This window comes from Psychroserpens citreus, from assembly GCF_055686305.1.
In genome coordinates, this window is record NZ_CM145999.1 from 1,252,112 (window position 1) to 1,274,027 (window position 21,916).

General features: G+C 33.0%; 21 protein-coding genes. 9 read left to right on the forward strand and 12 right to left on the reverse strand.

Annotated features, from left to right (window positions below):
• The first annotated feature begins 98 nt into the window (after positions 1-98).
• Positions 99-1,433: a M16 family metallopeptidase gene (locus tag ACTU6T_RS05565; RefSeq protein WP_460220269.1), complete on the forward strand. Its 1,335-nt coding sequence runs from the start codon at positions 99-101 to the stop codon at positions 1,431-1,433.
• A gap of 10 nt (positions 1,434-1,443) precedes the next feature.
• Positions 1,444-3,522, forward strand: coding sequence for a M16 family metallopeptidase (locus tag ACTU6T_RS05570; RefSeq protein WP_460220270.1), 2,079 nt, complete (start codon positions 1,444-1,446; stop codon positions 3,520-3,522).
• Positions 3,523-3,579: 57 nt separating this feature from the next.
• Here the strand turns inward: ACTU6T_RS05570 and ACTU6T_RS05575 are convergent, their stop codons facing one another.
• Positions 3,580-4,458 carry a DMT family transporter gene (locus ACTU6T_RS05575; RefSeq protein ID WP_460220271.1) on the reverse strand — a complete coding sequence of 293 codons (879 nt, stop codon included), beginning with the start codon at positions 4,456-4,458 and terminating at the stop codon, positions 3,580-3,582.
• Positions 4,459-4,551: 93 nt separating this feature from the next.
• Between ACTU6T_RS05575 and ACTU6T_RS05580 the strand changes: the two genes are divergently transcribed.
• Entirely contained in the window at positions 4,552-5,064 is a 513-nt protein-coding gene (locus ACTU6T_RS05580; RefSeq protein ID WP_460220272.1) for a heavy-metal-associated domain-containing protein, read from the forward strand.
• Between the two features lie 45 nt (positions 5,065-5,109).
• On the opposite strand, the gene ACTU6T_RS05585 is transcribed toward ACTU6T_RS05580, so the two are convergent.
• Positions 5,110-5,580, reverse strand: a complete 471-nt coding sequence (locus ACTU6T_RS05585; RefSeq protein ID WP_460220273.1) for a CYTH domain-containing protein — start codon at positions 5,578-5,580, stop codon at positions 5,110-5,112.
• 33 nt (positions 5,581-5,613) lie between these two features.
• Between ACTU6T_RS05585 and dinB the strand changes: the two genes are divergently transcribed.
• Positions 5,614-6,723, forward strand: a complete 1,110-nt coding sequence (dinB, locus tag ACTU6T_RS05590; RefSeq protein WP_460220745.1) for a DNA polymerase IV — start codon at positions 5,614-5,616, stop codon at positions 6,721-6,723.
• Here dinB and ACTU6T_RS05595 read toward each other — a convergent pair.
• The 9 genes from ACTU6T_RS05595 to ACTU6T_RS05635 all read right to left on the reverse strand — a co-directional run bounded on the left by ACTU6T_RS05595 (position 6,720) and on the right by ACTU6T_RS05635 (position 15,642).
• Complete coding sequence (locus ACTU6T_RS05595) at positions 6,720-7,397, reverse strand: hypothetical protein (RefSeq protein ID WP_460220274.1); 678 nt, start codon at positions 7,395-7,397, stop codon at positions 6,720-6,722. The genes dinB and ACTU6T_RS05595 overlap by 4 nt on opposite strands.
• 20 nt (positions 7,398-7,417) lie before the next feature.
• Positions 7,418-8,077: a hypothetical protein gene (locus ACTU6T_RS05600; RefSeq protein ID WP_460220275.1), complete on the reverse strand. Its 660-nt coding sequence runs from the start codon at positions 8,075-8,077 to the stop codon at positions 7,418-7,420.
• A gap of 22 nt (positions 8,078-8,099) precedes the next feature.
• A complete protein-coding gene (locus ACTU6T_RS05605) occupies positions 8,100-8,774 on the reverse strand; it encodes a hypothetical protein (protein WP_460220276.1) in 675 nt (224 codons plus the stop codon).
• Positions 8,731-10,998 carry an HET-C-related protein gene (locus ACTU6T_RS05610; protein ID WP_460220277.1) on the reverse strand — a complete coding sequence of 756 codons (2,268 nt, stop codon included), beginning with the start codon at positions 10,996-10,998 and terminating at the stop codon, positions 8,731-8,733. Before ACTU6T_RS05610 ends, ACTU6T_RS05605 begins: the two co-directional genes overlap by 44 nt.
• Positions 10,999-11,356: 358 nt before the next feature.
• Complete coding sequence (pyk, locus tag ACTU6T_RS05615) at positions 11,357-12,799, reverse strand: pyruvate kinase (protein WP_460220278.1); 1,443 nt, start codon at positions 12,797-12,799, stop codon at positions 11,357-11,359.
• Positions 12,799-13,281 (reverse strand): IPExxxVDY family protein, encoded by a 483-nt coding sequence (locus tag ACTU6T_RS05620; protein WP_460220279.1) that lies wholly within the window; start codon positions 13,279-13,281, stop codon positions 12,799-12,801. Before ACTU6T_RS05620 ends, pyk begins: the two co-directional genes overlap by 1 nt.
• Positions 13,282-13,392: 111 nt before the next feature.
• Complete coding sequence (rnc, locus tag ACTU6T_RS05625) at positions 13,393-14,136, reverse strand: ribonuclease III (protein ID WP_460220280.1); 744 nt, start codon at positions 14,134-14,136, stop codon at positions 13,393-13,395.
• 7 nt (positions 14,137-14,143) lie between these two features.
• Positions 14,144-15,394: a beta-ketoacyl-ACP synthase II gene (fabF, locus tag ACTU6T_RS05630; RefSeq protein ID WP_460220281.1), complete on the reverse strand. Its 1,251-nt coding sequence runs from the start codon at positions 15,392-15,394 to the stop codon at positions 14,144-14,146.
• A gap of 14 nt (positions 15,395-15,408) precedes the next feature.
• Positions 15,409-15,642 carry an acyl carrier protein gene (locus ACTU6T_RS05635; protein WP_013750595.1) on the reverse strand — a complete coding sequence of 78 codons (234 nt, stop codon included), beginning with the start codon at positions 15,640-15,642 and terminating at the stop codon, positions 15,409-15,411.
• Between the two features lie 186 nt (positions 15,643-15,828).
• On the opposite strand from ACTU6T_RS05635, the gene purN reads away from it, so the two are divergent.
• From purN to ACTU6T_RS05660, 5 genes are all read left to right on the forward strand, one after another.
• Positions 15,829-16,395 (forward strand): phosphoribosylglycinamide formyltransferase, encoded by a 567-nt coding sequence (gene purN, locus ACTU6T_RS05640; protein WP_460220282.1) that lies wholly within the window; start codon positions 15,829-15,831, stop codon positions 16,393-16,395.
• Complete coding sequence (locus ACTU6T_RS05645) at positions 16,388-17,029, forward strand: ribonuclease H1 domain-containing protein (protein ID WP_460220283.1); 642 nt, start codon at positions 16,388-16,390, stop codon at positions 17,027-17,029. The genes purN and ACTU6T_RS05645 overlap by 8 nt, the downstream gene beginning before the upstream one ends.
• A 69-nt stretch (positions 17,030-17,098) precedes the next feature.
• Entirely contained in the window at positions 17,099-17,698 is a 600-nt protein-coding gene (locus ACTU6T_RS05650) for an START domain-containing protein (protein ID WP_460220284.1), read from the forward strand.
• 74 nt (positions 17,699-17,772) lie between these two features.
• On the forward strand, positions 17,773-18,699 hold the full coding sequence (locus ACTU6T_RS05655) for a PfkB family carbohydrate kinase (protein WP_460220285.1): 927 nt from the start codon (positions 17,773-17,775) through the stop codon (positions 18,697-18,699).
• An 88-nt stretch (positions 18,700-18,787) separates the two neighbouring features.
• Positions 18,788-20,686 carry an amidophosphoribosyltransferase gene (locus ACTU6T_RS05660; RefSeq protein ID WP_460220286.1) on the forward strand — a complete coding sequence of 633 codons (1,899 nt, stop codon included), beginning with the start codon at positions 18,788-18,790 and terminating at the stop codon, positions 20,684-20,686.
• A 583-nt stretch (positions 20,687-21,269) separates the two neighbouring features.
• On the opposite strand, the gene ACTU6T_RS05665 is transcribed toward ACTU6T_RS05660, so the two are convergent.
• Positions 21,270-21,878 (reverse strand): superoxide dismutase, encoded by a 609-nt coding sequence (locus tag ACTU6T_RS05665; RefSeq protein WP_460220287.1) that lies wholly within the window; start codon positions 21,876-21,878, stop codon positions 21,270-21,272.
• Positions 21,879-21,916 lie beyond the last annotated feature (38 nt).

Consider the following 21,916-nt stretch of genomic DNA (forward strand, 5'->3'; position numbering starts at 1 on the left):
TTGCAGAATAAGGTGTAACAATAATGTTATTTATTACACTTATGACACAAGTTGACTATTATTAAAACAAACTCACAATTAATTTAAAACGAATCGCAATGAAAAAATGCTTATTATTTTTAACTTGTTTGATGCTTGTTGGTGTGACGGCCCATGCTCAAAAAGTTGAATTTGAAGAATTTGATTTAGATAACGGACTTCACGTTATCTTACACCAAGATAACACTGCTCCAGTGATTACAATAGGAGTCATGTATGATGTTGGAGGAAAAGATTTAGGAGGTAGCCCAGAAGCACCTCGAACTGGTTTTGCTCACTTTTTTGAGCACCTTTTATTCACAGGAACAAAAAACATTGGTAGAGGAGAATATTCTACCATTATCTCAGCCAATGGAGGAAAGAATAATGCCAACACATCATTAGATCGTACTTATTACTATGAAGTATTCCCTTCTAACAATCTTGAATTAGGACTCTGGTTAGAATCTGAAAGAATGTTACACCCTATCATTGACCAGGCTGCTGTTGACACTCAAAATGAGGTCGTTAAAGAGGAAAAACGCATGCGTTATGACAACTCTCCTTATGGACAGTTTTTATTTGCTTTAAGTGAAAATCTATTTGATGTTCATCCATATAAAAACAAAAATATAGGCGAAATGGCAGATTTAGATGCATCTACATTAGAAGAGTTCAACCAATATTTCAAAGATTGGTATGGCCCAAACAATGCTGTGTTAGTTGTTGCAGGTGATATTGATAGTAAGAACGCAAAATCTTTAGTTGAAACCTATTTTAGTGAAATTAAGAGTAGACCAGTTCCTGAAAGAAATTTCTCAAAAGAAGCACCAATCACTGAAACAAAAAAAGCTAAATTCTATGATCCTAATATTCAGATACCAGCGATCATTACAGCCTACAGAACACCAGGTTTTGCTGAGCGTGATGCTTATGTATTGAATATGATTTCTGCGTATTTAAGTGATGGACCAACATCTAAATTGTACAAAAAGTTAGTCGATGACAAAAAAATGGCTTTACAAGCAGGAGCTATAAATATTCCTCAAAAAGACTATAGCATCTATGCTATTTTTGGCTTGCCATTAGGTGATAATTCCATGGAATCATTATTAGCCGAAATGGATGAGGAAATTGTAAAAATGCAAACCGAGCTTATTTCTGAAAAAGATTACCAAAAACTTCAAAATAAATTTGAAAATCGTTTTGTAAGCTCAAACTCAAGCATCGAAGGAATTGCAAATAGTTTGGTGCGAAATTATTTATTATATGGTAATACCAATCTAATAAATAGTGAGATAGACATTTACAGATCCATTACGAGACAAGAGATTCAGGATGTTGTTAAAAAGTACTTGAATCCAAATCAACGTGTTGAATTAGAATATTTACCTAAAGAAAAAACAAACAACTAATAAAATGAAAATGAAAACAAAAATATCTGTATTAATTGTGTTGTTTTTAATGTCAATAAGCGTTAATGCGCAACTTGATAGATCACAACAACCTAAACAAGGACCTGCTCCAAAGATATCTATTGATAAACCTAATGAGTTTGAATTAAAAAATGGATTAAAAGTTCTTGTTGTTGAAAATCATAAATTACCTAGAGTGTCTTTTTCTCTAAATATAGATAACACACCTATTTTTGAAGGAGACAAAGGAGGAATAAAGAGTATCCTATCTGGTATGTTAGGAAACGGAACAACAAGTATTCCTAAAGACGATTTTAACGAAGAAGTAGACTTTTTAGGAGCGAGAATCAACTTTGGTTCTCAGAGTGCATTTGCACAATCATTATCAAAATATTCTGATAGAATTCTTGAGTTAATGGCCGATGCTGCAATTAATCCGTTATTAACTCAAGAGGAGTTTGATAAACAGAAAGAACAGCTTACTGAAGGCTTAAAAGCAAACGAAAAAAGTGTGGCTGCCATTTCATCTAGAGTAGGTTCTGCACTGTCTTATGGACTTAACCATCCTTCTGGTGAAATTACTACTGAAAAGACCATAAATAACATTAGCTTAACTGATGTTATTGCATTCCACGAACAGTATTTTAACCCGTCTAACGCCTATCTCGTTATTGTTGGTGATGTAGATTTTAAGTCAATTAAAAAACTTGTTGAATCACATTTCGGTAAGTGGGAAACTTCGGCTAACGTAAGTTCTACTATACCTGAGGTTAACCCTAATGCGCAATACACTCAGATTAATTTTGTAGATATGCCTAACGCAGTACAATCTGACATTAGAGTGACTAATAATGTAAATCTGAAAATGAATGATGACAACTATCATGCTGCGCTTATTGCAAATTCTATTTTAGGAGGTGGTCGTGAAGGTTATGTATACCAAAATTTACGCTCAGATAAAGGATATACTTATGGTGCTTATTCAGGAATTGGAACAAGCAGATATGGTGCTTCTCGTTTTAGTGCTGTAGCTCAAGTAAGAAATGAAGTAACAGATAGTTCTGTAGTAGAATTAATGAAAGAGATAAAACGTATTAAAACTGAACCAGTAGATCCTGAAGCTTTGAAACTAACAAAAGCTAAATATGTTGGTGATTTTGTTATGGATTTAGAAAGTCCACAAACAATAGCAAACTATGCTTTAAATGTAAAATTGAATGATCTTCCTGAAGATTTTTACACCACATATTTACAAAAAATTAATGCCGTAACTACTGATGATGTAACAAGAGTTGCAAATGAATATTTTAGTACAGATAATGCACGAATTATAGTTGTTGGAAAAGGAAGTGAGGTTATTGAAAATCTTGAGAAAACAGGAATTCCAATCAAGTACTACGACACCTATGCAAACGCAACAGAAAAACCAGTATTCTCAAAAGAAATTCCTGCAGGAATGGATGCTCAAACCATCATTAATAATTATATCAAAGCTGTTGGTGGAAAGACAAATCTCGAGAAAATAAATACTGTACTTACTAATGCAGATGTCACTATTGAAGGTGCTCCTTTTAAACCTAAAGCAGTTATTAAAGCCATGGCTCCTAATAAAATTTCTATGGAAATGGTTATCGAAGGTATGGGTACAGTTATGAAGCAAAAGTTTGATGGAGCCTCTGGATACCAAGAGCAACAAGGAATGAAAATTCCTATGTCTGAAAAAGAAGTGTCAGACAAACAAGCTGAAAAAGGATTATTCCCTGAGTTATATATGGACATCTCAACTTTAAGTTTAGAAGCGATTGTTCCTATTAATGGTACTGATGCTTATAAAGTAAAAGTTACTAAAGGTGATGAAGTGTCTTACAGATTTTATAGCACAGATACAGGGTTATTAATTCGGTCTGAATCTACAAAAGACCAAGGTGGTCAAAGTATAACAACTATTGAAGAGTTGTCTAACTATAAAGAAGTAGATGGTGTTATGATTCCGTTTACTCAAAAAATAACTGCTGGCCCACAAATTGTTACTTTAAATTCTACAGATGTTAAATTTAATGAAGGTGTTACTGATGCCGATTTTAATTAATCATCTAAAATACTATTAAAAAAAGAAATCCGAAGTGCATTAGTGCTTCGGGTTTTTTTATGTTTTTCTTTTATTGGCTAAATACACGCCTATTAAAATAATACTACTTGCTATAATTTGAATAAACCCAAATTCTTCATCATCAAGCAATCCCCAAATAAGAGCAACAACAGGCATTAAATAGGTCACCGAAGAGGCAAATACAGGTGTAGATATTTGAACTAAAGTATTAAATAACACTTTTGCAATAGCGGTTCCTACCAGTGATAAAATTGTCACATATACCAAAGACATTTTAAAATCAGGATGATTGTAGGTCGCTTCAGAAAAGAAGTCAGTAAATAACAATACCACAATTGCTGGAATCATAATCGCTACATAATTTCCAGTAGCAATACTGAGAGGTTTGGTATTCTGAAGATATTTTTTAATAATATTCACATTAAGCGCATACATTACAGTTGAAGCAATTACAAATCCTGCATACCAATAGTTTTGGCTTGGATTTAAATCGGCTCCTCTTAAAATTAAAATACTCGTTCCAATAAAACCAATAATTACTCCTAAGAGTTGTCGTTTAGTAAACCCAATTTTAAATATTGCAAAGCCCAATAAAATTGCATTTAGAGGTACTAAAGAATTTAAAATAGATGTTATGGCGCTGTCAATTTCAGTTTCTGCAATAGCAAAGAAAAATGCAGGAATGAAAGATCCTAAAAATCCAGAAAGTATTACCCATTTCCATTCGCTCTTATGTATGGATTTGACACTTTTATAACCCACCACAAATAAAAACAACCCCGATATTATTGTTCGTAAAGCCCCTAACTGATAAGGTGTTAATCCAAGTAGTGACTTTTTAATTAAAATGAAGGAACTCCCCCAGATTATCGATAAAATCAGCAGGTACATCCATTTTATGTTAATTTTTCCCATACAACTCCTCAACTAATTCACAAAATTCGTTAATTTTCACGCAAGGAACATCAATATTCCTTAAGTTTGTTCAAATTATTATTAATAAATTCTATGAAGACATTACAAAATATATTAGTTGTTGCGTTTATCTCAATGTCTGTGATTGCTTGTAAAAGCGAAAAAGAACCTGAGGTAAAAACAGTAGAAACTAAAACTGAAATAAACACCAATGCTGCTAAGCAATTAGATCCAAATGCCACGTATGCTAAGGCAGAATTTGGTATTGAAGGAATGACTTGCGCTATGGGTTGTGCCAAAACTATCGAAAAAAAGATTGCTAAAATGGACGGTGTAAAATCGGCTAAAGTTGATTTTGATAAAGAAATAGCAATGGTAGAGTATGATGAAGCTAAAGTAACACCTCAAACATTAGAAGAGGCGGTTGCAAAAGCTGGAGACACCTACAAAGTTAAAGACATGAAGACTGTAGACTCTTTTTCTGCAGAAAAACATGAGTGCAAAGCCGATTGTAAAAAAGCGTGTTGTACAGACAAATCTAAAGATGCTAAAAAGATGGCTTGTGCAGATGATTGTAAAAAAGATTGTTGCGCTAAGAAAGCTTAATTAATAGTAAACTTGTATAAAAAAGCCACTCAATGAGTGGTTTTTTTATACCCAATTTTGAAATGGATATTTGCTTAATTGCGAATTATAATACCGTTGATCTCCTGTAACCTCTTCCCCTAACCACTCTGGTTTTTCAAAGGCTTCATTTTCATGACTTAGTTCAACTTCAGCAATAATTAATCCTTCATTACTTAGCGCAAATACATCAACTTCAAAAATGTGTTTACCAACTTCAATCTGATATCTTGTCTTATCAATTATACCTGGTTCACACAATAGCAAAAGTGCATCTGCATCTGTTATAGAAATCTCTTTTTCCCATTCAAAACGAGACAAACCATCATTTGAAGATAAACCTTTAACCGTTAAATAGCCTTTATCTCCTTTAACACGCACTCTTACAGTTCGTTCAGGATTAGTATTTAAAAACCCTTGTGTGATTCTAGTTTGCTTGTAAGATTCCCTTTTAAAAGCATTTGAAGTAACTAAAAATTTACGTTCTATTTCTATCATGAAAAAAAGACATTTAATGTCTAAATTTACATGATGTTAAACGATTTACCAATACGAAAAATTATTCATGTTGATATGGACGCTTTTTATGCATCTGTAGCACAAATGGATAATCCTGAACTTCGTGGTAAAGCCATTGCTGTTGGTGGTGGAGGTCCTAGAGGTGTAATAAGTGCTGCTAGTTACGAAGCTCGAAAATTTGGTGTTAAAAGCGCCATGTCTGGACGGTTAGCTATCAAGTTGTGTCCTGAACTTATTTTTGTAAGAACCGACTTTGCTCGTTACACAGAAATCTCCAAAAAAGTACGTCGTATTTTTTATGACTACACTGATTTGGTCGAACCATTATCACTAGATGAAGCATATCTGGATGTCACCGAAAATAAAAAAGGAAATCCGAGTGCTTCACTTATTGCTCAGGAAATTAGGACACGTATTTTTAATGAAGTAGGTTTAACAGCATCTGCAGGAATTTCTATCAACAAATTCATTGCTAAAGTCGCCAGTGATTATAACAAACCTAATGGACAAAAAACAGTTAATCCTGAAGAGGTTTTACAATTTTTAGAGGATTTAGATATTCGGAAATTTTATGGTGTTGGAAAAGTGACTGCCGAAAAAATGTATCAAAAGGGCATCTTTACTGGTAAGGATCTAAAATCAAAAACGCTGGAATACCTTGATGAAAATTTTGGAAAGTCTGGACGATACTATTACTATGTAGTTCGTGGTGTTCATAACAGTGAGGTCAAACCCAATCGTATTCGAAAATCATTAGCTGCAGAACGCACGTTTAGTGAAAATTTATCTTCGGAAATTTTTATGCTAGAAAAGCTAGATCATATCGCTGAAGAGGTTGCCAAACGTCTCTCTAAAAGCAAAGTGTCTGGAAAAACAGTTACACTTAAGATTAAATACAGTGATTTTACACTTCAAACCCGAAGTAAGACCTTACCTTATTTTATAAGTGATAAAAGTATCATTCTGGACACAGCTAAAGACTTACTCTATCAAGAAACATTAAACAACTCGGTAAGATTATTGGGAATTTCTTTGTCCAATCTAAACACAGAGACTTCAAAAAAGAAAGTTTCAAAAGTAAAAGAAAAGCCAGTGAGTGTACAGTTGAAATTTGAGTTTTAAAGACTTTCCAAATAGGCTTTAATCTTAGGGTTTACAGCAAGCTCTTTAGCCGTTTTACCATCTTTGTTTTTTATATCTGTTCTTACACCAACTTCTTCAACCAAAAACTTAATTGTTTTTAAAATCTCATCGTCTGCGCCTTCATATGTTGCTTCACATAAAGCATAATTCATAACTATATTATTCCCGTCTGAAGGGTCGATCCAATTAAAGTCGTAACCGGCTTTTTTAAGCGGAACTAATTGTTCTGTAAGATCAAATCCAAAACATTTTTTTCCAAAAAAAGCATGCCCATTATTTTTTATAACAAGCCTTAATAATGCTTCATTCTTATCCGCTAAAAAATAATGAAACATTTCATTTTTAACCTCTTGAGGCAAATCCTGCTTTAGATAAAATGTTATTAATTCTTTAGAGTTCGATTTACAAATGGAGAAATACAACCCAGCTCCATAAGGATTAAATCCTCCGGAAGTACCATCATAACAATCTAAAAGTAGATTTCCTCCATTTTCAAGATAATTTTTCACTACTTCCAAATTACCTTCTTCGGCTGCTTTATAAATTTTTAATTCTTCTCTATTACACCTTTTATCGCAAGAAGAAAAAAACAATACAATAATTACAAGACTAATTTTTAGGAGGGTTTTTAAGTTCTTCGAGGTTTTTTTCAAATTATTTTATTATTTACTGATTACAAACTTTCCAAATAGGCTTTAATCTTAGGGTTTACAGCAAGCTCTTTAGCCGTTTTACCATCTTTGTTTTTTATATCTGTTCTTACTCCAGCATTTTCAACTAAAAACTTTATCGTCTCTAAAAATGCATCATTCCCTTCAAAAACCTTTTCACATAAAGCATAATTCATAAGAATAGTGTTTCCATTTGAATCTATCCAATTGAAGTCATAATCTGTTTTAGTAAGAGGTAATAATTCCTCCGACGGGCTCATTGCATAACATTCTTTACCATAGACTAACCGCCCTTTATTTTCTATCATTACTCTTAATAATGCTTCATTTTTATCAGCTAGAAAAAAATGAAGCATATCATTTTTTATATGTTGAGGTATATCTTGTTCTAAATAATATCTTACTAATTCCTTTGAACCTGATTTACATATTGGAAAATATAATTCTACGCCATAAACATTAAACTTTCCTCCTGAAGTGCCATCATAACAATCTAAAAGCACATTTCCTCCATTTTCAAGATAATTTTTTACTACTTCCAAATTACCTTCTTCAGCTGCTTTATAAACTTTTAATTCTTCTCTATTACACCTTTTATCGCAAGAAGAAAAAAACAATACAATAATTACAAGACTAATTTTTAGGAGGGTTTTTAAGTTCATCGAGGTTTTTATTATTTATTGATTACAAACTTTCTAAATAGGTCTTAATCTTAGGGTTTACTGCAAGTTCTTCAGCTGTTTTACCATCTTTGTTTTTTATATCTGTTTTCACATTGACTTCTTCAACTAAATATTTTACAGAATAAAATAATATATCATTTTCATCAGTCGCATTACACTGAACAATATTCATTAAAAGAGTGTTATTTAAGTATGAATCTTGGTAATTAAATTCATATTTAAGTTTACTTAGTAGTTGTATATCTACTAATTCTAAAATATCACATTTTTCTATATGAGAAAGGTGTGCCTCTTTTTCAATAAGTTTTTTTGTTAATGAGACATCTTTTTGTTCTAAAGCTAATCTTAATATTCTACTCAATCCATAATCTGAAATATCATCTTCATGATCTAAGATCATATGTAATAAATCTAAATTCTTGAGAAGAATACTCTTATCTAAAAGCGTAATATAATTACCAAGTTTTCCTGATTTGTAATTATAACACGCCTCAACAGCACTACCCCCATTCTCTAAAAATTCTAAAACCTTACCTTGATTATTTTCTTCAGCATCTTTAATGACTTCAATAAATTTTTCATCGCAAGAGTCTTCACATGAAAAATTGAATACAATTATTAATGTTAAAGCACTAATTTTTAGGAGGGTTTTTAAGTTCTTCGAGTTCTTTTTCAAATTGTTCAAGAGTTCGTTTAACCTGTTTTTCATGATGATATACTTTAGTTTTACTTTCTGCTTCTTTAACAGCTCTAGCGTTTTCTTTTGCCCAAGATCTTATTGCTGAGTCCATCCATGTTACTCTGCTTGGATGGTTAAAATACGTTTTTTTTGCATACTTCACCAAGCTATCTATTGGCATTCCTGTTTTCATTCTCCTTCCAATATCATAAACAGCCATCACTGCCAAATTACCTGCCAAAGGGTTTAATGGGTGGTCAAAAGCATCTTTTGCGATTTGCGTGTGTGTTGGATCTGTTCCAAAATTTTGATGAGTTCTTGTTTGTTCTTCCTTTATTCCATCTTCAACTGTACTTAAAATAATATTAAATAAAATATTATTGTAGAATTGAATCGACTGACCAAGAAAATGAAGTGCACGACTAATTCCCTCTATAATCCAACCGTAATATGGGTTCTCTTTTTGTTTCGCCCATTTATCTCGCCATCCTAAATAGTTGTTATACATATCTAAAATATTTTGAACACTCAATCCCAAATACCTTAACTTATCTTTTTCTGGGACATTCTTTTGATTTTCGGCAATACCCTCTAACAACGTTGTGAATAAGGCATCAAAAAAAGTACGTTCTAAGGGCTTTATACTATAATACGCTTCAAAATCTTTTGGAAATAATTCGTCTGCTAATTTAGGCGCAATACTAGCCAAAGTATCATCTGTTCCGAATAATCCTGTAACTACAGGTATTTTAGGAGCTCTATCTTTTCCTTTTTCTATATCGACAATCTCTTGAGGCAATTGCACCCAAGGAAATACTTTAGTATAACCATTTTTAATTAATGCAACTTCAATAAAGTTACTGTGTGCAAAATAATCTTCTAATACATGTAAAGCTGCTCCAAAATGACGAAAGCCTTCTCTATTTGTACCTTTTCGTCTTGCCAAACGTAATTGTTGCTCAAAATAGGTAAAAGCCGATGGTCGCAAGCCATTATCTAAGTCCTCTAAAAGGTAACGCTTCATTTGACTCATGTTGTCTATCCCCAAAGATATAGGGTTTGTACCCGCATATAGTTTTTTAGTATTGAATTTTCCTTTTGGGTATTCGTACTTATAAACAATAGGATTCTCTAAGTTTTCATCACTAAAAATTCTATAATCGTCGAGTCCTTTTGGATTATCTAAGTGTTCCTCTGGACGGTAAAGCCCTAAAACATCTTGATTGAAATTACCATAAAGTCTTTTAAATTCATCTTTATAAGTGCTAAATTTTTGAGTAAGAACCTTACCTTTCTTCATCTTAAGATTGTAGACAAATTCTTTTACAGCCAAAATATGTAATACTTCTACCCATTTTTGTTGGGAAGGTTTTTTAGACATTTGATTTATTATTTCTAAAATTCTAGTGTCTCCAGGGTATTTCTTTATTAAATAGGCTCTATCTTTTTGATTTAAACCAACAGCAGCAGGCAAAATAACTTGAGAATAGTCACGTAACCAATTGCCATAATAAACTTGGTAAATTTGCTTTTTACTATAACCTGCTTTGGTTAATGCTTTTAGTTCTATATCGCCATGACCAAATGCATTGGGATGCTTTTTACTATGATTAAAACCTGCTGGGAATTTTAATTTTATTACATCAAAAGCATCTCTTAGCCCTTGTAATAGTTTTTCTTTTAAATTATAAGTCTCTTTAACACCTATCGCTTTTAATACAAATCGCATTAGAGAATCATGTGATAACTCTGGCTCTAAGTTCTCTTGTACTTCGTTTATCGTAAATGGAAAGCTTTTGTTTTCAATAGCATTAGCATTGTACTTTTTATTCTTTAAAAACATCCTAAAATAGTCTCCAAACTTAAGTTTTAAGGAAATGCTATTATCAATATTAGTACTCATAAATACACATATTTCATTTTTAAATGGTACAACTAATTGACTTTTTGTATCTGCTTCAACTCCTTTCGGATATGAATAGAACTTCACATTAAGTACTTCAGGAAAATTCCCAAAAGTTAAAACTTTGTTTTTTGTTATAGATAGTTTTGTAAACAAATTTGCGCCATCAAAAACATAGGTGTTTTTGTCAATTTGACCTTCTATTTTAAATAAAAAAGTAGCGGCATAATCTACAGAACTATAACTTTTCCATGTTCTATTAAAAACTGGGTGAGGTTGACATTGCTCTATTAATTTATTGTATTCTTCTTGTGTCATTATATTATGGGTTTTAAATTTTAAGCATAAGTATGTCTGTAACAATAACATATTACTAAATGCAACTTATGATTATGTTTGATTTGAATTTTTGATGAATACCAAATACATAAAGTATTTATTCACCACACGGAAAGAATTAAAATGTCTAGAACATTTCAATAGGAATACAAAAATACAACTATTTTGTAATATAGCAAAATTATTTTAAACATTTGTTTTACAGAGGTAGTTTTAATAAAAAAAATCCTCACTAAAATTAATTAGCAAGGTTTTTGCGTTAGCGATTGAAGTACTGTTGGAGCTCTTCAAAGAGAGCGACTACGGAAAGCGCGACCCTTTGGGTAACGCCCAAATTCTAAAAACTACAACTTGTAATTTCGGTCACTCTTAAAGTATTTACCATTCCTTTATCTTGTATAGGCATCGCAGCTAAGCTAATTAACATATCGCCTACATCAAGATAGCCTTTTTTACAAGCTATGGCATTCACGTCTTCTATAGTTTCATCAGTACTTACAAACTTGTCATAATAAAAGGCCTCGACACCCCAAAGTAAACTAAGTTGCGTTAAAATACGTTTGTTAGACGTAAATACAAGAATATGTGCACTTGGTCTCCAAGCCGAAATTTGAAAAGCGGTATATCCTGAGTTGGTCAAGGTAGAAATGGCTTTGGCACTAATTTCATTGGCCATATTAGCTGCATGATAACAAATAGATTTGGTAATGTATCGTTTAGTACGAATATGTGGTGGAGACTGCGGGACTTTAATCAAATCAGAGTCCTCAACACTTCTTATAATTCCTGCCATTTGTTTAATTACTTGTACAGGGTAATTACCTACAGATGTTTCTCCAGATAACATTACTGCGTCAGCTCCATCCATAACAGAGTTAGCGACATCATTTACTTCTGCTCGCGTTGGAGTCAAACTCGTAATCATTGTTTCCATCATTTGGGTAGCAATAATTACAGGAATTCTTGCTCGCTTGGCTCTTAATACCAATTTCTTTTGGATTAATGGAACCTCTTCAGCAGGAATTTCAACTCCTAAATCACCACGAGCCACCATTAAACCATCGCAATAGGCCACAATCTTATCGATATTCTCTACGGCTTCTGGTTTTTCAATTTTAGCAATTATTGGAATTTTATGGTCACTATGTTTTTTGATTAATTCTTCGAGTTGCATTAAATCTTCAGCGTGACGCACAAAAGATAAAGCAATCCAATCCACTTTTAATTGACAAGCAAAAATTGCATCATCAATATCTTTTTCGGTTAATGCAGGTTGTGAAATATTTGTATTAGGCAAGTTAACCCCTTTTTTAGACCGTAAGGGACCACCTTGAATAACTCGAGCTTTTACCTCTGATTTTTTATCGGTAGACAGCACTTCAAAAATCAATTTACCATCATCAAGAAGAATACGCTCACCTGCTTTGGCATCTTGGGGGAAATTATCATAAGTCATATAGACACGCTCTTTAGTGCCTTCAAAACGTTCTCCAGTAGCAAAAATAATTTCATCACCTTCGCTAACAACAACCTCTCCCTTCATTACACCTACTCTTAATTTTGGGCCTTGTAGATCGGCAAGTATGGACGCATTGTAATCAAATTCATCATTGAGATCTCTAATCATTTTCACACGTTCCTCTACATCTTTATAATCGGCATGAGAGAAATTAATCCTAAACACATTTACGCCTTCTTCTAACATCCCCTTAAGGACATCCTTAGTGCTTGTAGCCGGTCCGAGGGTTGCTACTATTTTGGTTTTTTTAGTTCTTAACATTAATCAAAAATTAGGTGGTCTTTAGATTTTATTTGATCGATATTTACGCTATAAGTCGTAATGACTTGAGGTATCGATTGAATTTTGCTTAAAATAAGTTTCTCATTAAAATTTCGATGTTCATTCGAAACCTTAAGAAGGTAATCTACGGTCTTTAATTCTGGTAGTAGATTAAACGTTCGGGTTACAGTAGTTGAATTATCAAATAAAGATCCAGAACTTTGCAATGCCGCTTCTTCTTTTTTACAAATATTAGATACCAAATTCCAAACAGTATCAAACTTTGTGTTTTCCCATTCAAAAATAGAAAAGGAAGCAGCAAAATAATTGTAGTCTAAATCTTGTGGTTTACGTTCTAAATTGAGTCCTAAATGTTTATTGAGAAGATAAGCCAATCGATAATCTTCTAGTCTACAATGTATAGCCAGAAGTGAAAAAGAAGCATCATAAAAATCGTCAACAAGTAACTTGTGTAATGCCATAATTAGTCAACTACGAATTGTAAATATAACACAAAAAAACCAAGTTATAGCCAAAGTTTATCAACTATAGCAACGAAAACGTTATAGTTAGCAACTATAAATTTAAAGGCTTTAAAATGCTTTACTTATTTCTCTTTGAAATGCAAAAAATGCGCGTTTGGACGCTTTTTCTTCGGCTTTCTTTTTTGAAGTTGCTCTGGCTTTTGCGATCACTTTTTCATCAATAGATAATTTTACTGAAAAATGTTTAAGGTCATCATTACCTGTATCCTCATAGACGTTATAATCAAAGGTCTTCTTTTCTTTTTGGCACCACTCTATTAATAGGCTTTTATAACTTATTACACGCCCTTCAAGAGTTTCAATATCTACATGAGGTTTAATGACACGTTTGTAGATAAATTTTTCACAGTATTTATAGCCTTTATCTAAGTAAATAGCTCCAACTAGAGCTTCAAAAAGGTTTCCATGAATATTATTTCCAAAGTTTGATTTAGGAATTTTACTTTCTACTAAATCAATAAGGTTTAGCTCTTTGCCCAATTCGTTCAGATGCTCTCTACTTACGATTTTAGATCGCATTTTAGTAAGGTATCCTTCATCTCCATGCGGTACTTTTTCAAATAAATATGCTGCAATTACAGAGCTTAGCATTGCATCACCTACAAACTCTAAACGCTCATAATTAATCGCATTTCCTTTGATGTCCTTTATATTCATAGAACGATGGGTAAATGCTTTAATATATAGGGATTTGTTTTTGACTTTATAGCCTAAAATATCGTTCAGTAATAAAAAAAAATTCCCGTCATTATCAGAACGGGAATTTTTTAATATGTTACGAATGAAGCTCATTCGGGATTTAGTCTATTTTTTTGAATAATACACAAGCGTTATGACCGCCAAATCCAAACGTATTACTCATAGCAACTTTAACGTCTCTTTTTTGTGCTTTGTTTAATGTTAAATTGAGACTAGAATCAATATTTTCATCTACAACGTTGTGGTTTATGGTTGGAGGCACCATTCCATGTTCCATTGCTAAAATTGATGCAATAGATTCAATAGCTCCAGCAGCTCCTAATAAATGTCCAGTCATGGACTTCGTTGAATTGATATTAATATGTTTTGCATGATCTCCAAACACTTCTGAAATCGCTTTAAGTTCGGCAACATCTCCAAGAGGTGTTGACGTTCCGTGCGTGTTGATATGATCAACTTCTTCAGGTTTGATTCCTGCATTTTCTAAACAATTTCTCATTACAGCCATAACACCTATACCATCAGGATGAGGGGCTGTCATATGATGTGCGTCAGAGGATAATCCTCCTCCGATCACTTCAGCATAAATTTTAGCACCTCTTGCTTTAGCGTGTTCATAGTCTTCAAGAATGATAGCTCCTGCACCTTCACCTAATACAAAACCATCTCTGGTTGCATCAAATGGTCTAGATGCTGTTTCTGGGCTTTCATTTCTTGTTGATAAGGCATGCATGGCATTAAAACCACCCATTCCAGCTATAGTCACAGCTGCTTCACTTCCACCTGTTACAACAACATCACAATGTCCTAAACGTATATAATTTAGAGCATCAATCATTGCGTTTGCAGAAGATGCACAAGCAGATACTGTAGTATAATTAGGACCCATAAATCCATTTTTAATAGATATGTTCCCTGGCGCAATGTCTGCTATCATTTTAGGAATAAAGAACGGATTAAATCTAGGTGAACCATCTCCATTAGCAAAGTTTAATACTTCATCTTGAAACGTTTCTAAACCTCCTATTCCTGCTCCCCAAATAACACCTACTCGTAATTTATTTACTTTATCTAGATCTAACTTAGCATCTGCGATGGCTTCATCTGAAGCCACCATAGCATACTGTGTAAATCTATCCATTTTACGAGCGTCTTTTCTATTAAGAAAATCCTCAGCGTTAAAGTTTTTTAATTCGCAAGCGAATTTAGTTTTGAACTTCTCAGTATCAAAATATGTTATAGGAGCAGCACCACTCTTCCCACTAACTAATGCATCCCAATATTCATCTTTGGTATTGCCAATAGGTGTAAGTGCGCCTAAACCAGTAACTACAACTCGCTTTAATTCCATAAAAATTTATTGGATTATTTTGCTTCTTCTATATAAGATACAGCTTGACCAACTGTTGCGATATTTTCAGCTTGATCGTCTGGAATTTGGATATCGAACTCCTTTTCGAACTCCATGATTAATTCAACAGTGTCTAATGAATCTGCTCCTAAATCGTTTGTGAAGCTTGCTTCAGTTACAACTTCGTTTTCATCAACTCCTAATTTGTCTACGATAATCGCTTTTACTCTTGATGCAATGTCTGACATAATTTTTTAATTTTAAGTTTTAATTAGGTCGCAAAAATAAAAAAACTTTATTTCAATACACACCTTTACTTTAAAAATGTGTTTGTAATTTACTAAAATTACTTTGAAGAATTTATCTTTTACGCACTAATTGTTAATTATTATTCTTTTTTTTGTTTCGAATAATCTAACCTATTTTGTCTGTAAATGAAACGTATTGTAATCTTTGCGTCCGGAAGTGGAACCAATGCTGAAAATTTAATTAAGTTTTTTCACAACAGAGAAAATGCTTCTGTTATTCAAGTATTGACTAACAATCCTCATGCCAAAGTTTTAGATCGTGCCAAAACTCTCAAAGTTAGTGCGCTCTCATTCAATAAAATAGCTTTTTCAAACTCTGATGATGTATTACATCTTCTGAAATCGTCGCAGCCAGATCTTATTGTCTTAGCTGGCTTCCTTTGGAAGTTTCCTCAACATATTTTAAACGAATTTCCGAATAAGGTTATTAATGTACATCCTGCGCTTTTACCAAAATATGGAGGAAAAGGCATGTATGGTATGCATGTTCATAAAGCTGTTGTGGCGAATAATGAAACCGAAACGGGAATTACAATTCATTATGTTAATGAACATTATGATGAAGGAGCTATTATCTTTCAGGTGAAATGTGCTGTCAATAAATCTGATACCGCTGAAGATGTTGCAAAAAAGATTCACAAATTGGAAATGGAACACTTTCCTAAAGTTGTTAACCAACTACTAAATGAGTAAAAAAAAGAAAAAATACTATACGGTTTGGAAAGGACACCACACAGGCGTTTTTGAATCTTGGGACGATTGTAAAGCTCAAATTAAAGATTTTCAAGGCGCTCAATATAAATCTTTTACAACATTTGATGCTGCAAAAAAGGCCTACAAAGGCAACTACAAAGATTATATTGGCAAACAAAAAAAATTCAAGAGTGAACTTTCCGAAGCTCAGCTTAAAAAAATTGGTCAACCCAATTATAAATCTATATCTGTTGATGCAGCTTCTTCTGGTAATCCTGGAAAAATGGAATATAGAGGTGTAGACACTAAAACCAAAAAGCAACTCTTCATTCAAGGCCCTTTTGAGGAAGGCACAAACAATATTGGTGAATTTCTAGCAATTGTACATGGATTGGCCTTTCTCAAGAAAAAAAATAGCGATCTAATCATTTATACCGATTCGAAAACAGCTATAAGTTGGGTGAGAAAAAAAAATTGCAATACAAAACTAGAGCGCAATAAAAAAAACAAAGCACTTTTTGAACTCGTTGATCGAGCCGTAATCTGGCTTAAAAATAATACTTACAATACCACCATTGTTAAATGGGAAACTAAAGCTTGGGGTGAAATCCCTGCAGATTTTGGTAGAAAATAGCCTAAAATTTTATATCTCATATGTAATGCTATAGAGGTTTCAACTACTAAAGTTAAAATTGAAATAGCTATGTGCACGAGAATTTTACTGCGGCTTTTTTTATGTCTCCCGTTTTTTGGATTATCACAAGAGTATTGGAATCTTAAAAAAGAAAGTCATCAAATTAAAATATATACGAGAAATACTTCAAATTCAAATTTAAAAGAATTCAAGGCTGTAACTACCATCAACACACCTTCAAAAGTTATACTAAAAGAACTTCTAGAAGCACCCAAATATTATGAGGACTGTCCATCTAACATTAGCTATTATGTTAAAAAAATAGGTAACAATCAGCATGTATTTTATGCCTATAAAGATTTACCATGGCCCATCAAAGATCGTGATATTGTGACATTATTATCTGTAGAAATTATTGACAAAAAAACAACAAGATTGACTTTAGAGAGTCTTCCAAATGAACTACCAAAAAAAGATAAAACAATACGAGTCAAAACACTGATGGGATATTGGCTCTTAGAAGAAATGGATAATAACACCAAGGTAACACAACAATTATTTCTCGATCCAGAAGGTAATCTCCCTTCATTTGTGGTTAATAATTTACTCATAAAAGGGCCTTATAAAACATTTAAAAACCTTCAAGAATCTGTGAGCAAAACCAAATAGATTCTATTCCTTACAAAAAACATTGAGTTTGTAATTAATCGCTGTATATTTGCAGCAAATTTTTAAAACGCTTTATGAGCAAATTAGTTATTGTTGGGACCGTAGCTTTTGATGCTATCGAAACCCCTTTTGGAAAGACCGATAAAATTCTAGGTGGCGCAGCTACTTTTATTGGCCTAGCAGCTTCGCATTTTAACATTGATGCAGCAGCTGTTTCTGTAGTAGGTGGAGATTTTCCTAAAGAGTATTTAGATTTACTAGAAAGTAAAAACATCAATATTGATGGTATTGAAATTGTAAAAGAAGGCAAAACATTTTTCTGGAGCGGTCGATACCATAATGATATGAATTCTCGTGATACTCTTGCTACAGAGTTAAACGTTTTGGCTGACTTTAATCCTGTTGTTCCAGAAGCATACAAAAACGCTGAAGTTGTGATGTTAGGAAACTTACACCCTATAGTGCAAATGAGTGTTTTAGAACAAATGACAACCAAACCTAAACTAGTTATTCTAGATACTATGAATTTCTGGATGGATTGTGCACTTGACGATTTACATAATGTTATTAAGAAAATTGATGTCATTACAATTAATGATGAAGAAGCAAGACAATTAACAGGAGAGTATTCACTTGTCGTTGCTGCAAGAAAGATTCATGAAATGGGTCCTAAATATGTAGTCATTAAAAAAGGAGAACATGGTGCTTTGTTATTTCACAATGATTATATGTTCTATGCGCCAGCATTACCTTTAGAAGAAGTTTTTGATCCAACTGGAGCAGGTGACACTTTTGCTGGTGGCTTTGCAGGTTACTTAGCAAAAACTGAAGACTATTCTTTTGAAAATATGAAAAATGCAGTTATATACGGATCCACATTAGCTTCGTTTTGTGTTGAGAAATTTGGAACCGAACGAATGGTTAACTTAGAAAACGAAGAAGTTCATAAACGTATGCAGCAATTTAAACAACTCACGCAGTTTAACATTGAATTATCATAAACCAACGCGCTCAAAATTGAGCGCGTTTTTTATTTAATACTAAACCCAAAATTTATAATTTTGGTAGACTTAAAACAACAACACAATAATGAGCGATGCTTTAAAACATGAGTGCGGAATTGCACTTATAAGACTTAAAAAACCATTAGAGTATTACAAAGAAAAATATGGAAGTGCATTTTATGGCGTAAACAAAATGTATCTCATGATGGAAAAGCAGCACAATCGTGGTCAAGATGGTGCTGGTTTTGCAAGCATTAAGTTAGACACAAAACCTGGCGAACGTTATATAAGCCGCGTGCGTTCTATAGCTCAACAACCCATACAAGACATTTTTGCACAAATAAATGCACGTATTAATGATGAATTAACAGAACATCCAGAATATCAAAATGATGTAGCCCTACAAAAAAGACATATTCCTTATGTTGGCGAATTATTATTAGGTCACGTGCGTTACGGCACATTTGGCAAAAATAGTGTCGAAAGTGTTCATCCTTTTTTAAGGCAAAATAATTGGATGCACAGAAACCTTATTGTTGCAGGGAACTTTAATATGACCAATGTAAATCAACTATTTGACGGATTGGTAAGACTTGGTCAGCATCCAAAAGAAAAAGCCGATACTATCACAATAATGGAAAAGATTGGTCACTTTCTTGACGATGCGGTAGCAAAAATTTATAAGAAATTAAAAAAAGAAGGGTATAATAAAAATGAATGCTCTCCTTTAATTGCTGAGCGCTTAAATGTGGCAAAAATTTTAAAGAAGGCTTCTAAAAACTGGGATGGAGGTTATGCCATGGCAGGTTTATTAGGTCATGGTGATTCATTTGTATTGCGTGACCCTTCTGGTATTCGTCCAGCTTATTATTACGACGACGATGAAATTGTTGTGGTCGCTTCTGAGCGCCCTGTAATACAAACTGTATTCAATGTTAACTTTGATGATGTTAAAGAGTTAGATCCTGGTCATGCTATAATTACCAAAAAGTCTGGTGATGTCTTTATTGAAGAAATTATTGAACCTCTAGAACGTAAAGCATGTTCTTTTGAACGTATTTATTTTTCTCGAGGAAGTGATGCTGAAATTTATCAAGAACGAAAAAATCTTGGTAAATTGTTAATGCCTAAGGTACTGGAGGCTATAGATGAAGACACTAAAAACACTGTGTTTTCTTATATTCCAAATACGGCAGAGACTTCTTTCTTCGGAATGATAGAAACCGTTGAACAACACCTCAACGAACGAAAAACAAAAGCTATCTTAAATGGTAATGGAAAACTTTCAGCACAACATGTGACTGATATTCTCTCAGAACGACCTAGGATTGAAAAAATCGCGATTAAAGATGTCAAACTTAGAACCTTTATTACAGAAGATAGCAGTCGTGATGATTTAGTAGCCCACGTTTATGACGTTACCTATGGTGTAATTCAACCTGAAGATAATTTGGTAATAATTGACGATAGTATTGTAAGAGGCACAACACTTAAAAAGAGTATTATTAAAATGATGGATCGTTTAAACCCTAAACAAATCATAGTAGTATCCTCTGCTCCTCAAATTCGTTACCCAGATTGTTATGGTATTGATATGGCAAACCTTGAGAGTCTTATCGCATTTAGAGCCATGCTCGAATTATTAAAAGAACATAATAAATACCATATGGTAGAAGAGGTATATCAAAAATGTAAAGCTCAACTTGAGTTAAAAGACACAGAGGTAAAGAATTTTGTTAAAGATTTATATAGTCAATTCACAGCAGACGAAATTTCAGATAAGATTGCTGAATTGATTTCTGATGATACTGTAAAGGCTAAAGTAAAAACTATTTTTCAACCTATAGAAAACTTGCATGAGGCCTGTCCAAAAAATTTAGGAGATTGGTATTTCACTGGTAACTATCCTACTGCTGGAGGTAATCGTGTGGTTAACAGGGCTTTTGTTAATTTTTATGAAGGAAACAAAGAAAGAGCGTACTAGATAAACGGTTTATATTTGGTATTTTATCCTAAAAAAAGGCTTTTTATCTGAAAAAAATGCATTTCGTCTAATATTTAATAACTCTTATCCAATAATCACATACATTGGTATCACCATAACATAAGTAGGTTAAGTTCATGGTAGATTTGGGGCAAAAAAAGGTGAACTCTCGTTCACCTTTTTTTATTTCTTTAATGTCAACATCTTCAGCAACTTAAACCCAAACATTCATGTTTTTTTTTCGATTCTAAGCAACCCTTTGATTATCAAACCATTTGTAAGGTTACTTATAGTTGAAGTTTATTTCAAGCTATTAAACACTCAGAAACACTGATTTTTCCGTTTAAGCCAATTTATTCGTCGTTGGTCTAAAAAATTAACATATTAAATAAAAGTGCTGTTATATTTGTTTCACCATAACATAAGTAGGTTAAGTTTATGGTAGATTTGGGGCAAAAAAGGTGAACTCTCGTTCACCTTTTTTCATTTTTAATTCATCCTACAACATTCATAATCTATTTCCGAAGCACAAAAAAAAGCAAACCTAATATAGTTTGCTTCTTTATTTTATATAAACAGCTTATTACTTAGCTTCTGCGTAACGTCGTTCTACTTCGTTCCAATTGATTACTTTAAAAAATGCATCAATGTAATCAGGTCTTCTGTTTTGATAGTTTAAGTAATAGGCGTGTTCCCAAACATCTAGACCTAAAATTGGAGTCCCTCCACAAGTTACGCCTGGCATTAATGGGTTATCCTGATTTGGTGTTGAGCATACTTCAACTTTTCCTCCTTTATGAACACATAGCCAAGCCCATCCAGATCCAAATTGAGTTGCAGCTGCTTTACTAAAAGCTTCAATAAAAGCCTCTTTAGATCCGAACTCTGCCTCAATAGCATCTTTTAAATCACCAGATAAATAACCTCTATCTTCTGGGTTCATGACATCCCAAAACAAAGAATGGTTATAAAATCCTCCTCCATTATTTCTCACACCTTTATTGTTCATGTCTAAGTTTCCTAAGATAGACTCAATCGATTGTCCTTCTAAATCTGTTCCTTCAATCGCAGCATTTAATTTTGTTGTATACCCATTATGATGTTTAGAGTGATGTATTTCCATTGTTCGCGCATCAATATGTGGTTCTAATGCGTCATATGCATATTTTAATTTCGGTAATTCGAAAGCCATAATATTTTGTTTTTTAATGTTAATATGTAATGATACCA

Bases quoted from the DNA above. Each gene is read 5' to 3' on its own strand.
- ACTU6T_RS05565 (WP_460220269.1), top strand. From the start codon at position 99: ATGAAAAAATGCTTATTATTTTTAACTTGTTTGATGCTTGTTGGTGTG.
- ACTU6T_RS05570 (WP_460220270.1), top strand. From the start codon at position 1,444: ATGAAAACAAAAATATCTGTATTAATTGTGTTGTTTTTAATGTCAATA.
- ACTU6T_RS05575 (WP_460220271.1), bottom strand. From the start codon at position 4,458: ATGGGAAAAATTAACATAAAATGGATGTACCTGCTGATTTTATCGATA.
- ACTU6T_RS05580 (WP_460220272.1), top strand. From the start codon at position 4,552: ATGAAGACATTACAAAATATATTAGTTGTTGCGTTTATCTCAATGTCT.
- ACTU6T_RS05585 (WP_460220273.1), bottom strand. From the start codon at position 5,580: ATGATAGAAATAGAACGTAAATTTTTAGTTACTTCAAATGCTTTTAAA.
- dinB (WP_460220745.1), top strand. From the start codon at position 5,614: ATGTTAAACGATTTACCAATACGAAAAATTATTCATGTTGATATGGAC.
- ACTU6T_RS05600 (WP_460220275.1), bottom strand. From the start codon at position 8,077: ATGAACTTAAAAACCCTCCTAAAAATTAGTCTTGTAATTATTGTATTG.
- ACTU6T_RS05610 (WP_460220277.1), bottom strand. From the start codon at position 10,998: ATGACACAAGAAGAATACAATAAATTAATAGAGCAATGTCAACCTCAC.
- pyk (WP_460220278.1), bottom strand. From the start codon at position 12,799: ATGTTAAGAACTAAAAAAACCAAAATAGTAGCAACCCTCGGACCGGCT.
- ACTU6T_RS05620 (WP_460220279.1), bottom strand. From the start codon at position 13,281: ATGGCATTACACAAGTTACTTGTTGACGATTTTTATGATGCTTCTTTT.
- rnc (WP_460220280.1), bottom strand. From the start codon at position 14,136: ATGAGCTTCATTCGTAACATATTAAAAAATTCCCGTTCTGATAATGAC.
- fabF (WP_460220281.1), bottom strand. From the start codon at position 15,394: ATGGAATTAAAGCGAGTTGTAGTTACTGGTTTAGGCGCACTTACACCT.
- ACTU6T_RS05635 (WP_013750595.1), bottom strand. From the start codon at position 15,642: ATGTCAGACATTGCATCAAGAGTAAAAGCGATTATCGTAGACAAATTA.
- purN (WP_460220282.1), top strand. From the start codon at position 15,829: ATGAAACGTATTGTAATCTTTGCGTCCGGAAGTGGAACCAATGCTGAA.
- ACTU6T_RS05645 (WP_460220283.1), top strand. From the start codon at position 16,388: ATGAGTAAAAAAAAGAAAAAATACTATACGGTTTGGAAAGGACACCAC.
- ACTU6T_RS05650 (WP_460220284.1), top strand. From the start codon at position 17,099: ATGTGCACGAGAATTTTACTGCGGCTTTTTTTATGTCTCCCGTTTTTT.
- ACTU6T_RS05655 (WP_460220285.1), top strand. From the start codon at position 17,773: ATGAGCAAATTAGTTATTGTTGGGACCGTAGCTTTTGATGCTATCGAA.
- ACTU6T_RS05660 (WP_460220286.1), top strand. From the start codon at position 18,788: ATGAGCGATGCTTTAAAACATGAGTGCGGAATTGCACTTATAAGACTT.
- ACTU6T_RS05665 (WP_460220287.1), bottom strand. From the start codon at position 21,878: ATGGCTTTCGAATTACCGAAATTAAAATATGCATATGACGCATTAGAA.